Here is a 14,690-nt window from a genome sequence, read left to right as displayed (position 1 = left end):
AGGGCAATGCGGTTATTACTATGGTGCGGGCTGTTCCTGGCTGCACCTTTGATCACTGCCGCTGCTGATACACCCGGGCTGGCAGATAAGGCGACCGCGCCAAAGCGAATAATTTCGCTGGCACCACATATTACTGAATTACTGTATGCCATTGGCGCCGGCGGCCAGGTAGTTGGCGTCAGTGCTTATAGCGATTACCCGCCAGCGGCCGCTGATTTACCCGAAGTCGCCAATTATGCCGGTGTTAATTTTGAAGCCATTTTAGCCCTTAACCCCGATCTGGTTATTGCCTGGAAAACCGGTAATGTTGCTGCTGACATCAGCCGGTTGCAGCAGTTTGGCATTAAGGTGGCATTCTCAGATCCGCTGCTTATCAGCGATATTGCGACAGAGCTGCGCGCTCTTGGCCAGCTTACCGGGCATTCAGAACAAGCTGAGACGGCAGCGAGGCGCTTTGAACAACAACTGGCCGAGCTACGCCAGACCTATAAAACTAAAACCAGGCTGCCGGTCTTTTTCAGCATGGGTACAGCGCCGCTGAGCTCGGTGGCCAATCAAGCCTGGCCGGCCCAGGCGATTCGCTTATGCGCCGCTAATAATATTATTGCCGATTCGAAAGGCGATTATCCGCAACCGGGCATAGAACAGGTGTTACAGGCACAACCTGCTGTGATAATTCAGGCTACTGCCGGCGGCAAACCAGCAGATACCCGTTTCTGGCAGGCGTATCCGGTGATACCGGCCGTAACCCTTAACCAGTTTATAACGGTTGACGCCGACTTGCTGTACCGCACCAGCCCCCGCACCTTGCAGGGGATTAAGCAGCTGTGCCAGGGGCTGGACCGGTTTCGCTAGCTGTTGATACTGCTCATCAGACTATTAGCCCGGCGCATCAGCCGCTCAGCACTCCGTACCTGGTTGGTTTTTAACAATTCACCTGACAGGGTCAGGTACTTGTCTGCAAGTTGCCGTTTTAAACCGACCAGTAAACTGAAATCAGCCGGCAGCTGGTTGCTGTACAACTCATATTGCTCAAAGACAGAGTCAGTGTCGCGTGCAGAGCGGCTGACGGTTAACTGCTGAGTGAGCCTGTCAAAGGTTTGCTGATAGAAAACAGCTGCAGCCTGATGGGGAAAAGGCAGCGGTGTTTCGGTCTCTTTTGCAGCATGATAAGCCGCCATGGCCTCAACTGCAGCCTGTAACTGCTGACCATGGGCCAGCAATTGCTGCAGTTGTTCGCTGCCAGAGAAAAATTGGTTGCCGGCTTTAATCAGTGCTTTTAACGCCAGGGCGTCATGATCATGGCTGGCAGCAGCAAATGCACTCTGGTAGGCTGCAATTTCAGCCTCATCCGGCACGATGGCGTAGTGTTGATCTATCCGTTTAATATCCGCAAGAATCTGATAAATATCCGACTCTTCAGAATTAACCTGATATTGCTGGCTGACAAGCAGACTATTAAGCTGATTACGCAGCACATCGAGCGCTGTTTGCTTACTCCGGCTCATGCTGCTGGCAATGTCTGCTAAGTAGTGCGAATCAGGATACAGACTTTGGGCCTGAAACAGCAGTTGTTCAATTTGCGGATAGTCGGGGTAATTGTGCCGGCGGTCACTGATCACGCTATCAATCTGCTGTTCAAAATAGGCCAGTAACCGCTCAGATTGTAATCGCAGCAAACCTGAACGTACCAGCGGTCCGGCTGTTTCAAGGCTGCTGAACGCTTCCAGGAATTCAGCTGCATCGCTGTCAGCCAGTTGCAGATAGCGCTGCTGTTGCTGCTGCTGGTGTTGCTGTTGCTGCTGCATTGTCAGCAACTGGTGCTGCTGCTGACTATACAGCTGCCAAAGGCCGGTTGCTGCCAGCACGCCAATACAGGCTGCCGTGGCTACCGGCCAGTAGCGGCGGTTTAATGCCCGTAGCAGCTTATCAATAGTGATATTCCTGGCTTCGCTGTCAAACCGCAATGCGCGTTTTAACGCCAGCCACTGCAACACATTCAGATGATCGGGTTTAGCGGCCTGTTTGTGTTGCTCTGCGGCTTTATCGGCTGGGATCCGTTCAAAGGGGTGTTTACTGGTCAGTAATTCGTAACTGATACAACCAAATGAAAAGGTGTCATCACTGACCGACGGGGTTTTACCAGCCAGCAAATCAGTACTGGCGTAGGCTGGCGTGTAACCACTCAGGGCTGCGGCCGGGTTATGCTGCTCTGCAGCATAAATATCATGATTAAGCTGCAGGGTATGCGCCACACCAAAATCCAGCACTTTTAACTGACCACTGCGGTTAACCATGATGTTGGCCGGCTTTAAATCGGCATGCACTATGCCTTTACTATGGGCATAGGACAGCGCTGCAGCAAGTTGGTCCAGTAATTTGATGGCGGCTGTCAGGGGCAGGCCTTTAGGTTTGTAACGCTTGATCACCTGGTCCAGGCTTTCACCGTCAAGATATTCCATAACAATGAAATAGCAGTCTTGTGAACTGTCGACATCAAAGACCCTGACAATATTCGGATGCGACAACTGCTGTGTTCGGTGCGCTTCCTGCAGCAATAATTGCAGTGCCTCAGGCTGACTGACAAACTGAGGCTGCAGTACTTTAATCGCCACCTGATTTTCAGTAACCCCGGCCTGAGTTAAAAAAGTATCCCGTGCCCGGTAAATATCGCTCATGCCGCCAGAACCTATTTTTGATTCCAGCAGATAACGTTGTTTGATTGTGTTGCCGCTTAAATCGCGGGCTGGTGCGCTGGCCGCTTTATTTGGTCTGGCAAAGCGGGTTTTCTCATTGTCGTCTGCGACGTTAGTTGCCGTGCTGTCAATCATGCTGGCTTTAGTCACGTCGTTATCCGCTGCAGCGCTATTCTCAGCTGGTTTAGCAGTTGGTTTATCAGCTAGGCTATCAGCTGGTCTATCATCTAGGCTATTAACCGGATTGCCAGCCGGATTATCAGCGGGGGTCGTTTTATCGGCGTTATCAGACATCTCTAAGTTACCTTGTTATTTATTCTGCTGCCTTCGTATTCATTTACAGTAGTCATTTACTGTATTCGGGTACAGTATTCAGGTGCAGCGGTGTTTGGGGCTATGTTGCTGCAACTCTTCCTCTATTTACAAATGCGTGACAATAATTCGCCATGTAATAACGATGTAATGACAAATTTTCGGCGGCTAGTGATTTACCGCAGGCAGCATGATCATTAAAGCTTCGCTATTTTAGCTTTAGATGAAAAAACATCAAGCAAAATTGCATTAATGTAAACAAGATATATATTGACCTGCTTCTTTTTAGGCGTTAATCTTTGCCGCTGCATATTTTAGTAAAATAAATGTAGTCAACTAATGCAATGCTGGCAGGGAGTGTTAAGTGAGTCAGACGGATATGTTACTGGAACTGTCGGTGTTAAGTTATCACCGTTTATCTCCACGCCAGGTAGCGTTAAAGCGGTTTGATGCTAAAGGTGGCACCCTTGGCCGCGCTGAGCACGCCGACTGGCACTTACCGGATCCGGAACGGGTAGTGTCCAGTATTCATGGCCAGATTAGTTATAACGCCGACGGATACTGGGTCACTGACAGTTCAACCAACGGCTTATTTATTAATCGCTCGGTTACCCCGGTTGGCAATGGTAACAAACACCTGCTGGCAGATGGCGATTTGCTGTGTCTTGGTGATTACGAAATAAAAGTTGCCATTATTAACCCGTCCGCACAACCAGCAATGGCCTTATCAGCAAGCCCGGCTGCTAAAGTGACAGGCCAGGGGCTGGCGGTCAGTGATTTTGAATTTGCCGGGCTGCCGCGAGCGGCTGAGCCAGAAGCAGGGCTGGCACTGCCACCAATCAAAGACAGTATGTCGGCAGGCACGTTGGCCAGTCAGAATGCAGATGTTCTGGCAAATAACGATATGCTGACAGAAAACTTTGCCGCGCCACAAAGTCTGATCCCGGACGACTGGCAACCACAATGGCAACAGCAAGCCCTGCCAGATGAACCGATAAAACTGGCAGCGCCTGAGGTACAAGCGGATGCCAGCCGGGGCGCTTCATCGTCAGTGTCTCAGACCCAGGCGGGTGCAGAGCAATGTCTGCAGGCGTTTCTCAGTGCTCTTAATGTGCCGGCTGTGGCAGAGCAGCATTTGCATAACCCTGCCTGGTGGCAACAGTTGGGCGAAGCATTGCAAGCCTCGTTGCATGGCATTATTGAGGTAATGCGCTGCCGTTCAGAGCTGAAAAGCAATTTACGGGTGAACCAGACAACCTTCCAGCAGCGTGAAAATAACCCACTGAAATTTTCCGCTTCAGTAAGTGAAGCTTTTCATAACTTATTTAACCATAACGCCAGCAGTTTTATGGGGCCACGGCAGGCCGTTACTGCCGCTTTTGCTGATATCTCGCAACATGAGGCAGCGATAGTTGCCGGTGCGGCCGGCGCTATGCAGGGACTGTTGACACAACTGACCCCGGCATTAGTTGAGCAGCGCGATTTTGGCGCCAGCTTTATTGATAAAGTTAACCCGGCACAACGCTATAACCGCTACTGGAATTTGTATCAGGCCTTACATCAGGAATTGCTGGCTGAAGTCAGCCGCACCGCTAAAGGTGGGGTAAATGATGATTTTATCCGCGCTTATGAAGACTATTTAACAAATCGAAAATGACAGATCAATGGAGTTGTCACATATGAAACGGATCTACCTGCTGGTGTTAGCCATAATAGCAATGACGTTAGTAACAGGCTGTCAGGCTGTCTATTCTACTTTCCCACCTTCCACCACGTTGCATTTCAGGGTGGCGGAGGATATTAATCCCGATGCTGATGAGCGGCCATCGCCCGTTATTATCAGAGTGTATGAACTGGCTTCAAAGACGGTATTTGAAAACCAGGACTTTTTTGCGCTGTATGACAACCCTGAACAAACCCTGCGGACTGATCTACTGAAAATTGATGAGCTGGTATTTGAACCCGGCCAGCGCACTGAATACAAAATGACACTTTTACCGACAACCAAAGCGGTGGCGGTAATTGCTGCCTATCGCGATATTGAAGGCGCGCGCTGGCGGGCAGTGGTAGACGTAAAACCTACCGGCTACGACGACTTTTATGTCTACGTTGATAAGCTGGCAGTGTATATCCGTGAACATGACTTAGAGCGGCCAGCCCGCTGATAGCGGCAGTTACCCGGAGTAATAATTCAATGAGTGAATTCAGTAAAATTGCCTGGTCAGAGGGCATGTTTTTACGGCCGCAACATTTTCAGCAGCAAGAGCGCCACCTGCATTATAGCCAGCAGAGCCGGCAGGCTCAGTTAGCGCCTTTTTGCTGGGGCGTATACGACTATCAGCTGGACAGCCAGTGTCTGAAATTCAGTCAGTTTGGTTTAACTAAATTAAGGGGTATTTTACCTGACGGTACCTTGCTGGAGTTGCCAGATGTTGAGCCGTTACCGCAGCCGCTTAGTATTGCAAAAGGCTGTCGGGATCAGCAGGTATTTTTGTGTCTGGCTGTCGATAAAACGAACGGTGTGAATATTGCTGAGCAGCAAAGCCAGCAAATTACCCGTTTTCAATTTGCTGATCATAGTCTGACTGATACCAGTCTGGCCGAAGCAACCATTGAAACCTTGCAATTAGCCAGGCTGCGGCTGCTATTGAAGCTGGAAAGTGACGACAGAAGCGGCTTTGTTGGTTTTGCGATCGCCAGGGTAAGGGAAGTGACTGATCAGGGTGAAGTAAAACTGGATGATAAGTTTATTCCGCCGCTGCTTAACGTTCAGCGCAATCCGTCATTAAAAGCATTAATTAATGAAACTCTGGGCATGCTTAATCAGCGGGCACAAGCGCTGAGCGGACGGATTAGCAAAGGTCAGGGTAACAGCAGCTCGATAGCCGACTTTCTGATGTTGCAGGTACTGAACCGGTATGAGCCATTACTAAAACACTGGCAGCAAATGGATGGCAGTAACCCGCTGGCCATGTATCAGCTGATGGTGTCTATGCTGGGCGAACTGGCAACCTTTACCAGCAAAGAGAAACGGCCGCCGGAATTTCCTGCCTATGTGCATGATGAGCTGACCATGGTATTCGGAAACTTAGCCGTCATTATGAATCAGACACTCAGTGTGGTGCTGGAGCAAACGGCGCAGGCTCTGCCATTGGAACAGGCAAAGTTTGGCATTCTGGTATCGCCACTGACCGATAAAACGCTGTTGGATTATGCCCAGTTTGTGCTGGCAGTCAGCGCCGAAGTGCCGGCAGAAGATATTCGCAAGCACTTACCGGCCAGACTGAAAATTGGTCCGGTTGAGCATATTCGTGAGCTGGTCAATAACCAGTTGCCGGGCATTGCGGTTACCGGCTTGCCGGTTGCACCACGCCAGGTACCTTATCATGCCGGTTATCATTACTTTCAGCTGGATAAAAGCAGTATTTACTGGCAAAGACTGGCAAACAGTGGCGCTCTGGCGTTGCATTTATCCGGTAATTACCCCGGGTTAAAGCTGGAGCTCTGGGCAATTAAAGCCTGATTAACAGGGATAGATGGCAATGTCTGATCAAACCATTATGAAACCGCGACCAGGTGGTCGCAGCAGCCGGCCTGAAGGCACAGCTGCTATTCAACCAGCACCTGTGGCGGCGGCCACTGGCTTTATGGCCAACGGTACAAGTCCAGATAATGATAAAACCCGGATTGCTACCGGCAATCGTAGCGCAAGTTCCGGTCCGGCTGTGCAAAGTTTATCGGTCAGCGACAATGTGCTGGTTGACGAAGCCGCAATGCTTTTCTCTCTGGTGGCACCTATTCGCAGCACGGCCAGCCATAACGACGTAAATGGCTTAAAAAAACAGTGTGTTAATTTAATTAACCAGTATGAGCAGCGGCTGCGGGCCCGGGGCGTTGCGGCTGAAACCATCGAACAGGCCCGCTATACCCTGTGCTGCTTTATTGACGAGCTTGTTTTAAATACCAGCTGGGGCGGCAACAGTGACTGGGCTACTGAGAGTCTGTTGTCGACATTTCATAATGAAACGTTTGGCGGTGAATACTTCTTCACCCTGTTAGAAAACGCGATAGAGCACCCCAGCCAGGATCTGATGCTACTGGAGTTGCAGTATCTGTGTCTGGCGTTTGGCTTTGTTGGCAAAATGCGGGTCGAAGACCGTGGCTATGAAAAACTGGAACTGATTAAAGACCGGGCTTACAAAGCAATTCGCAGCCAGCGCGGAGAGCCAGCCCGTGAGCTTTCTCCCACCTGGCGCAGCGATGTTGTGCAATCTGGCGCGCTGGATAACAGGTTACCATTGTGGGTGATATGCTCCGTTATTGCGGCGCTGCTACTGGGCGTTTATATGTATCTTAATTATCAGGTTAATGATTATTCTGATCAGGTTCACCGCCAGCTGAATACCCTGGTTAACTGGCAACCTGAAACCGGTTCAGCCGCTAACGGCCAGTCTCAGCAGGACGCTGTACGTTTACAACAATTGCTGCAGACAGAAATTCGTCGTGACATGCTGCAGGTTATTACCTTGCCGGACCGGGTAAGGATCCGGGTCGGCCTGCATCATTTGTTTACCCCGGGCAGCGTGACAATTAACGAGAGCTTTGAGCCGGTTATTACCAAAATTGCCCGCGCGCTGGAAGCAACAGATGGCCGGATCCTGGTAAGTGGTTATACCGACGATCTGCCGATATTCACCAGTAAATACCCGTCAAACTGGCATTTGTCTCTTGCCAGGGCTAATGCTATGGCCGATGCGCTAGCCACCGGCGGCCAGTTACACGGCAGGCTTTGGCCAGAAGGGCGGGGAGAGGCAGATCCGATAGCCGCAAATGATACTGCTGAGAACCGGGCGCTGAACCGGCGTGTTGAAATAGATTTGTTAGCGCAATAGCGAACAGCAAGGAACAGATGTATGAAATTCAAAGGATTCTTTCTCTCATTGCGTCGCATTCTGACCGCAGGCTGGTTTATTACGCTACTGGGTTTATCAGCACTGGCACTGCTGATTTGGTTTGGCGGCCCGCTTATTGCTATTGCCGGTGTGGAGCCGCTGGCCAGTACAACGGCCAGGCTGGTTACGTTACTGTTGATTGCGGTAATTTGGGGAGCCAGTAATTATATTCGGGGCCTGCGCCAGAACCGCTCTAACAAGCAAGCCGTTGATACCCTGCTAAATGGTGATGAGCAGCAGCACGATGCATTGGCAAAACGGGATATTGAAATTCTGCGCAGCCGGATGCAAAAGGCGCTGGATATTTTAAAACATGCCCGCTTTAGCAAAGCCCGTGATATTTATCAGCTGCCCTGGTATATGCTGATTGGCCCACCGGGTTCAGGTAAAACCACAGCGCTGCAACAGTCGGGGCTTGAGTTTCCGCTGAAAGAACAAATGGGCGTTGATGCGTTAGAAGGTATTGGCGGTACCCGGCAATGTGACTGGTGGTTCACCAATCAGGCCGTACTTATCGATACCGCCGGACGCTATACTACCCAGGACAGTCATGCCCAGCAGGATGCAACTGCCTGGCAGGGGTTTCTGGGGTTATTACGCAAGCACAGACCGCGCCGGCCGATTAATGGGGTTATTGTTTTTGTCAGTCTGGCAGATTTACTGAACCAGACCCGCACTGAACGAAACTTACACGCCAGAGCAATTAAACAGCGGGTGCAGGAGCTGCAAAACCAGCTGGGCATGAGTTTTCCGGTTTATGTAATGTTTACCAAAGCCGATTTGATTGCCGGTTTTTCAGAGTTTTTTGATGATTTGGCGCCTGAAGACCGGGAGCAGGTATGGGGCACAACGTTTGCGCTGGAGCCGGAAGACGATGAAAAAGGCGTGGTGGCGCAATTTAATAAAGCCTTTCATGCCATGGTTAACCGCCTGCATCAACGGTTGTACAGCCGGCTGCAAACTGAACGGGAGCAGCCCAGCCGCGCCGCGATTTACGAGTTTCCCCGTCAGCTGCGGCTATTGCAAAGTGCCGCCGATGATTTTCTGAAAGAAATATTTGCGCCTAACCCGTTTGAACAGGCAACGATGTTGCGGGGGGTTTATATTGCCAGCGCCACCCAGCAAGGTCAGCCAATTGACCGGATTATGGCCCAGCTTGGTGGCAATTTCGGCCTGGCTGAGCCGCCGCTGCGTCGCCATACCGGTGAAGGTAAGAGCTTCTTCCTGAAACGGTTCTTTGAGCAAATTGTCATTCCTGAGCGCGAACTGGCGTCGGTTAATCTGCAGCATAAAAATAAGCACCGTTGGATCCGCCACGGTACGCTGGCCGCTACGGCTATTGCCTCGGTATGGTTGCTCAGTGCCTGGATCGCAAGCTATAACTGGAACCGGCAGCTGGTGGATGAGGTAGCGTTATCATTAGAACAGTACCAGCGTTTGGAGCAGGAGCAGGCCGGGCAATCGATGCTGCAACTGAACGAAAAGCTTAATGTGTTACGTGACATGCCCGCCGGCTATGCTGGTTTATTACCTGTCGATGGTCCGAAAAACCTGGGGCTGTATCAGGGTGACAAACTGGGACAATCAGCAAAAACGGCCTATCAACGTGCCTTATATGCTGATTTTGTGCCATTTTTTCTGCAGAGTCTGATAGCTGAAATGCAACAGCATGCTGATCATCGCGACTATTTATATGAAACCCTGAAAACCTATCTGATGATATTCCAGCCACAGCGTTATCAGCCAGAGCAGCTGCAGGCCTGGTTTGCTCAATACACTGAACGGATGTTGCCGGCGGACATCAATCAGCCCCTGCGCATGTCATTACAAAGCCATCTGGATGCGCTATTGCAGGCAGGTATTCAGGGGGCCGGGTATGACGAAGCCGTGGTAGCGGCCAGTCGTGATTTACTGATGACGGTGCCGTTAGCAGAGCGTGCTTATCAGCGGATCCGGACAGAGCTGATGGATAGTCATATTCCGGACTTCAGGCTGTCGGATGTGCTGGCAACCGACAGTGTTACGTTATTCAGCCGGCGTAGCGGTAAGCCGCTGCGGCAGGGGATCCCGGGGCTTTATACTTATCAGGGGTTTCATGGTGTATTTAATATTGAAAAACGCCGGATAATTCGCCAGTTAATGGCTGACAGCTGGGTCTACGGCGAAGATGAGAGTGCTGATGAGCAGAATAATGCTGATTTATCGGCTCAGGTTACGCTGCGTTATATGCGCGATTATGCTCATTTATGGCAGGAGTTATTAAATGATATTGAACTACAGCCTATTACCAATGTAGAGCAGGGACTGGCCCAGACTAAAATTCTGGCAGGGCCGGAGCAACCTATTCAGAATATTATTAAGGCGGCACAGCAGAACCTGCGGCTGACCCAGTTACCCCAGTCAGCAGAACTTGATATGGCGGCAGATGTGGCCGGCAAAGTAGCAAAAACCCAGTTTTCCAGTCAAACGACCCGGCTGAACCGGGTATTGCCTGATGAGATGCCGGATGTCAGCCGCAGCCTGCCGGGTAAGGAAGTGGAAGCCGCCTTTTCCGCCCTGCTTGCGATTGAGGCAGAGCAACTGGAACAGATCGGCCAGACGACAAGACGCTACTATGAATATTTAGAGCGATTATATGTGCCGGGAGGCCGGGCGCGGCAAGCTTATGCCAACCAGCTTAATTCACAGGAAGGTAATGAGCTTAGTGTCGCCCTGCGCCGCTTACGCAGCGAAGTGCCCGCGCCATTCAGCACCTGGCTGGGGAATATTTCCAGCGACACCGCCCAGTTATTTGCCAGTGGCAGTCGTCAGCATATCAATGAAGCCTGGCAGGGTAAGGTATTAACTGAATACCGGGGGGCGATAGCCGGTCGCTATCCGTTGAACCGCAAAGCAGCTGAAGATATCAAACTGCGCGATTTTGAACGCTTCTTCGGTTATGGCGGTACCCTTGACAGCTTTTTCAGTGAATACCTGAGCCCTTTTGTTAACACCAGTCGCACTACCTGGACCTTTAAAAAAGATATTGGCCTGGATGCGACCGTGTTGAAAACCTTTCAGCGTGCCCAGCGGATCCGCAGTACGTTTTTTGAACCGGGCAGCCAGAAGCTGAAAGTAGGCTTTAGTTTAAAACCCCTGTTTCTTGACCGGCATATCACCCATCTGATGCTGGATATTGATGGTCAGGAGTTGTCATACCGGCATGGTCCGACCCGCTCAAGCCAGTTCTACTGGCCGGGCGATCGGAATAAACTTAAAACCCGCTTAGTGTTTACCCCGGCCAATGCTGGTTTGTCTGCCAATGCCAGTTATGAAGGCGAGTGGTCGTGGTTCCGCTTACTGGACGAACTTACCCGTGAGCGGCCACAAACTCGCACAGATAAAGTGTTGCATCTGGCTGTACAAGGCAATAAAGCGCGGTTGGAACTGGTACCCGATACCGTTAATACCCCGTTCTGGAGTAATGAACTGGAGGCCTTCTCGTGTCCGGCCAGCCTGTAGCGCCGGGCCCGCTGGCGAAAGTCGGCTTTTGCGGCAAAGTAGTCAGTCAGGGCGACTTTCTGGCGCAGGGGCTCGACGTTGCTTTTGTTGACAGCTGGAACGAATGGTTGCAGGCAGTACTGGCAGTCAGCCGTGAGCAACTGGGCCAGGGCTGGCTGGAAACCTATCTTACCAGCCCGATCTGGCATTTTGCGCTCTGTGGTGGCGTGTGCGGTGATCAGGCAATGGCGGGTACCTTAATGCCGTCTGTGGACCAGGTTGGCCGCCATTATCCTTTTACCCTGGCTGCTGAGCTGGCTGTAACACCGGTTCAGGCCTGGCAGGAGCAAGATTGGTGTGCCCCATTGGAGCAGCAGGCGCTGGCAACACTGGATGAAGACTTTGCTTTGCAGCCCTGGCTGACAAAACTTGCCGATATGCCGATTGCCTGGCCAAAAGCGCCACGGCTTAGCGTTAGCCAAAGCAGTAATGAAGCTATCCGCCAGGCCTGGACAATCAGTGCCAGTGAACCGCTGGACAGTATTGCGCTGTTGCATCAAAGCTATTTACAACAATTTTCACGCTACTGCCTGTGGTGGACGTCTGGCTCTGAACAGGTTGCACCCTGTCTGCTGGTCACCTCAGGATTGCCGCAGGTAAGCCAGTATGCCGCCATGCTTGACGGTGACTGGACACGCTGGAACTGGCAGCAAAAACATATTCAATATTAATCCGGACGGTTTCAGTTTTATGCAAATTGCTTTTCATGCCCAGAGTCATAAGGGCTTAGTGCGACAACTCAACGAAGATGCGTGTCTGGCGATGCCGGAAGCGGGGGTATGGGCGGTGGCTGATGGCATGGGGGGCCATGCTGCTGGCGATGTGGCCAGTCAGATGGTTATGGATATGTTAAAAACGGTGGTCGATAGTGCCGGTAAGTCGTTAACTGCCGCTATGCTGAGCCAGGCATTGCAAAATGCCAATAAAGCCCTGGTGCAATACAGCCAGCAACAGTTGCTGGGTACCATGGCGGGCTCAACGGTGGTGGTGTTATTTATTCAGCCTGACCGTTACCACCTGCTGTGGGCGGGTGACAGCCGTTGCTATCTGCTGCGTGACAATACTTTGCAACAACTGAGTCATGATCATAGCCAGGTAAATGAAATGGTGGCACAGGGATTACTGGCCGCAAGTGAGGCCGAGAGCCATCAACTGGCAAATGTTATTACCCGGGCGGTGGGGGTGGATAGTGAATTAGACGTTGCGATGATTTCTGAGCAGACTATGGCCGGTGATTTGTTTTTATTATGTACCGATGGCTTAACAAAAGAATTACCGGACAACGAAATTTTTCAGTATTTACAACATGATGATTTAGCCGATGCCAGTAAGGCGTTGTTACATTCTACCCTGGTTGCCGGGGCTAAAGACAATGTCACCAGTATTTTGGTAAAGCTGCAAAGTATAAGTAATGTTAATATAAATGATAAAACCATTCCGCTTAACTTAAAAAATGTATAAATATAGTTTGCATTGTTGTTATTTGGTGAACTATAAAGTAACATATTTTGCTGTTAGTGTATTTAATGGTTAATTGTGATGGATCGCAGTGAATTAATAGATTTTGATATGTTAATTAAACCCGTGGCGGCGCAGGCAGCAGCGGGTATTGATCCACGCAGCGATATTTCGCCGACCTCGCAGTACTACACACTAAAAGACGTTCGCAGTCAGGCCCGGGCAAATGAGCGGGCTATGCTGTTTGAAGACGACGATTTCCAGTCGCTGGTGCTGGACTGGCGGCCACTGGCTCAGGCCTTACCCGATATTCTGTCTCATCAGAGCAAAGATCTTGAATACGCCGCCTGGCTGATTGAAGCCTGGTGCCGGACAGAAGGGTTTGCCGGATTAGCGGCCGGTTTTAAAGCTACCCGCCTTCTTATTGAGCACTTCTGGCAGGATATCTACCCATTGCCGGATGATGAGGGCATGGAGGCCCGTATTGCGCCGCTGATTGGCCTTAACGGCTATGAAGGTGATGGTGCGCTGATCACCCCGATTTTAAGTATTCCTCTGACCGATGTGACCTCTGTTGGCTGCTTCGCCTGTTGGCAGTATGTGCGGGCAGCAGAATTATCGCGCAAAGACGAAACCAAACAAAAACAACGCGCCGATGCCGGTATTGCCAGCCTGGAACTTATTCAGCAGGCAGTGCAGGAGACAGCGGCCGCTTTTTATCAGCAGCTGGTTAACGACATTCAACTGGCTATCGCTGAATTTAAATTATTGTCCGATGCCATGGATGCGGCTATGGCAGGGGAGCCGCAGCCAACAACAGCAATCAGCAAAGCGATGCAGAAGTGTCTGGATGCTGTGACATATCTGGCCGCAGATAAACTGAAAGTAACAGATGATACCGCCGGGCCGGCCAGCGCTGATGGCCAGATAGCCAATCTGAATACTAATACTGTCGATGAGCAGCTGCAGTCACGCCAGCAGGTTATTCGCTCGTTGCAGCATGCTGTCGAGTTTTTCCGAAAGACAGAACCTCATTCGCCAATGTCGTATGCGCTTGAACAGGTGATCCGCTGGAGTGATCTGACATTGCCGGAGCTGCTGCAAGAGCTGATTGACGATAGTAATACCCGAAACAGTTATTTTCGTCTGGCGGGGATACCGCAGACTAAGTAGTGCAACCGGCCAGCGTTGCCTGCGCGGCCACGACAGACAAATAAACAGGAGAGAGTAAATGGAAAGTATTCACAGCAAGTTGTCACGGGTGCGTAAACCCAGAGTCCACATTACTTATGACGTCGAGACAGAAGGTAACGCAGTAAAGAAAGAGCTGCCCTTTGTAGTTGGTGTAATGGGCGATTTTGCCGGCCACAACACGCAGGCGCTGAAGCCACTGAAAGACCGGCGTTTTGTGCAAATTGACCGCGACAACTTTGACGAAGTGTTAAAGCGGATGAACCCGAAGCTTAATTTTAAAGTGGAAAACAAGCTGGCCGGTGATGGCAGCGAGTTTGCCGTTGATCTGGAATTTAAATCGATGCAGGACTTTGAACCTGCCGCCATTGTCCGGCAGGTTGAACCACTGGAAAAACTGATGGCAACCCGGAATAAACTGCGCGATTTAATGACCAAAATTGATCGCTCTGAAGATCTGGAAAATATCCTGGAACGGGTACTTAACAGTGATGCTGACCTGCAACAGCTGGCGCAGGAACTGAACTTAGAGGACAAATAA

Annotated in this window: 11 protein-coding genes; 10 read left to right on the top strand and 1 reads right to left on the bottom strand. The window is 50.9% G+C overall.

Features of this window, described 5'->3' with window-relative positions; translation table 11 throughout:
- The first annotated feature begins 6 nt into the window (after positions 1-6).
- On the top strand, positions 7-855 hold the full coding sequence (locus tag R3187_RS09990) for a cobalamin-binding protein (protein ID WP_318966740.1): 849 nt from the start codon (positions 7-9) through the stop codon (positions 853-855).
- Here the strand turns inward: R3187_RS09990 and R3187_RS09985 are convergent.
- A complete protein-coding gene (locus tag R3187_RS09985) occupies positions 852-2,990 on the bottom strand; it encodes a serine/threonine-protein kinase (protein ID WP_318966738.1) in 2,139 nt (712 codons plus the stop codon). The genes R3187_RS09990 and R3187_RS09985 overlap by 4 nt on opposite strands.
- Before the next feature lie 382 nt (positions 2,991-3,372).
- Here R3187_RS09985 and tagH point away from each other — a divergent pair, with 382 nt between their 5' ends.
- The 9 genes from tagH (at position 3,373) to tssB (ending at position 14,690) form a co-directional block, all read left to right on the top strand.
- Positions 3,373-4,665 carry a type VI secretion system-associated FHA domain protein TagH gene (tagH, locus tag R3187_RS09980; RefSeq protein WP_318966736.1) on the top strand — a complete coding sequence of 431 codons (1,293 nt, stop codon included), beginning with the start codon at positions 3,373-3,375 and terminating at the stop codon, positions 4,663-4,665.
- 22 nt (positions 4,666-4,687) lie between these two features.
- On the top strand, positions 4,688-5,173 hold the full coding sequence (gene tssJ / locus R3187_RS09975; RefSeq protein ID WP_318966735.1) for a type VI secretion system lipoprotein TssJ: 486 nt from the start codon (positions 4,688-4,690) through the stop codon (positions 5,171-5,173).
- 29 nt (positions 5,174-5,202) lie between these two features.
- Positions 5,203-6,531 (top strand): type VI secretion system baseplate subunit TssK, encoded by a 1,329-nt coding sequence (gene tssK / locus R3187_RS09970; protein WP_318966733.1) that lies wholly within the window; start codon positions 5,203-5,205, stop codon positions 6,529-6,531.
- A gap of 19 nt (positions 6,532-6,550) precedes the next feature.
- The gene (gene tssL, locus R3187_RS09965) at positions 6,551-7,900 is read left to right on the top strand and encodes a type VI secretion system protein TssL, long form (protein ID WP_318966731.1); all 1,350 of its coding nucleotides are present in this window, start codon (positions 6,551-6,553) and stop codon (positions 7,898-7,900) included.
- Positions 7,901-7,921: 21 nt separating this feature from the next.
- Positions 7,922-11,461 carry a type VI secretion system membrane subunit TssM gene (gene tssM, locus R3187_RS09960; RefSeq protein WP_318966729.1) on the top strand — a complete coding sequence of 1,180 codons (3,540 nt, stop codon included), beginning with the start codon at positions 7,922-7,924 and terminating at the stop codon, positions 11,459-11,461.
- A complete protein-coding gene (gene tagF / locus R3187_RS09955) occupies positions 11,443-12,171 on the top strand; it encodes a type VI secretion system-associated protein TagF (protein WP_318966727.1) in 729 nt (242 codons plus the stop codon). Before tssM ends, tagF begins: the two co-directional genes overlap by 19 nt.
- A gap of 19 nt (positions 12,172-12,190) precedes the next feature.
- Entirely contained in the window at positions 12,191-12,961 is a 771-nt protein-coding gene (locus tag R3187_RS09950) for a PP2C family protein-serine/threonine phosphatase (RefSeq protein WP_318966726.1), read from the top strand.
- 78 nt (positions 12,962-13,039) lie between these two features.
- A complete protein-coding gene (tssA, locus tag R3187_RS09945; protein ID WP_318966725.1) occupies positions 13,040-14,131 on the top strand; it encodes a type VI secretion system protein TssA in 1,092 nt (363 codons plus the stop codon).
- 58 nt (positions 14,132-14,189) lie between these two features.
- Entirely contained in the window at positions 14,190-14,690 is a 501-nt protein-coding gene (gene tssB / locus R3187_RS09940; protein ID WP_097109783.1) for a type VI secretion system contractile sheath small subunit, read from the top strand.

The sequence above is a fragment of the Arsukibacterium sp. genome, from assembly GCF_033721375.1.
Classification (GTDB): domain Bacteria; phylum Pseudomonadota; class Gammaproteobacteria; order Enterobacterales; family Alteromonadaceae; genus Alishewanella.
This window is presented reverse-complemented; position numbering and strand designations above follow the sequence as displayed.

Bases quoted from the DNA above. Each gene is read 5' to 3' on its own strand.
- tssL (WP_318966731.1), top strand. From the start codon at position 6,551: ATGTCTGATCAAACCATTATGAAACCGCGACCAGGTGGTCGCAGCAGC.
- R3187_RS09990 (WP_318966740.1), top strand. From the start codon at position 7: ATGCGGTTATTACTATGGTGCGGGCTGTTCCTGGCTGCACCTTTGATC.
- tssJ (WP_318966735.1), top strand. From the start codon at position 4,688: ATGAAACGGATCTACCTGCTGGTGTTAGCCATAATAGCAATGACGTTA.
- R3187_RS09985 (WP_318966738.1), bottom strand. From the start codon at position 2,990: ATGTCTGATAACGCCGATAAAACGACCCCCGCTGATAATCCGGCTGGC.
- R3187_RS09950 (WP_318966726.1), top strand. From the start codon at position 12,191: ATGCAAATTGCTTTTCATGCCCAGAGTCATAAGGGCTTAGTGCGACAA.
- tssM (WP_318966729.1), top strand. From the start codon at position 7,922: ATGAAATTCAAAGGATTCTTTCTCTCATTGCGTCGCATTCTGACCGCA.
- tssB (WP_097109783.1), top strand. From the start codon at position 14,190: ATGGAAAGTATTCACAGCAAGTTGTCACGGGTGCGTAAACCCAGAGTC.
- tssA (WP_318966725.1), top strand. From the start codon at position 13,040: ATGGATCGCAGTGAATTAATAGATTTTGATATGTTAATTAAACCCGTG.
- tssK (WP_318966733.1), top strand. From the start codon at position 5,203: ATGAGTGAATTCAGTAAAATTGCCTGGTCAGAGGGCATGTTTTTACGG.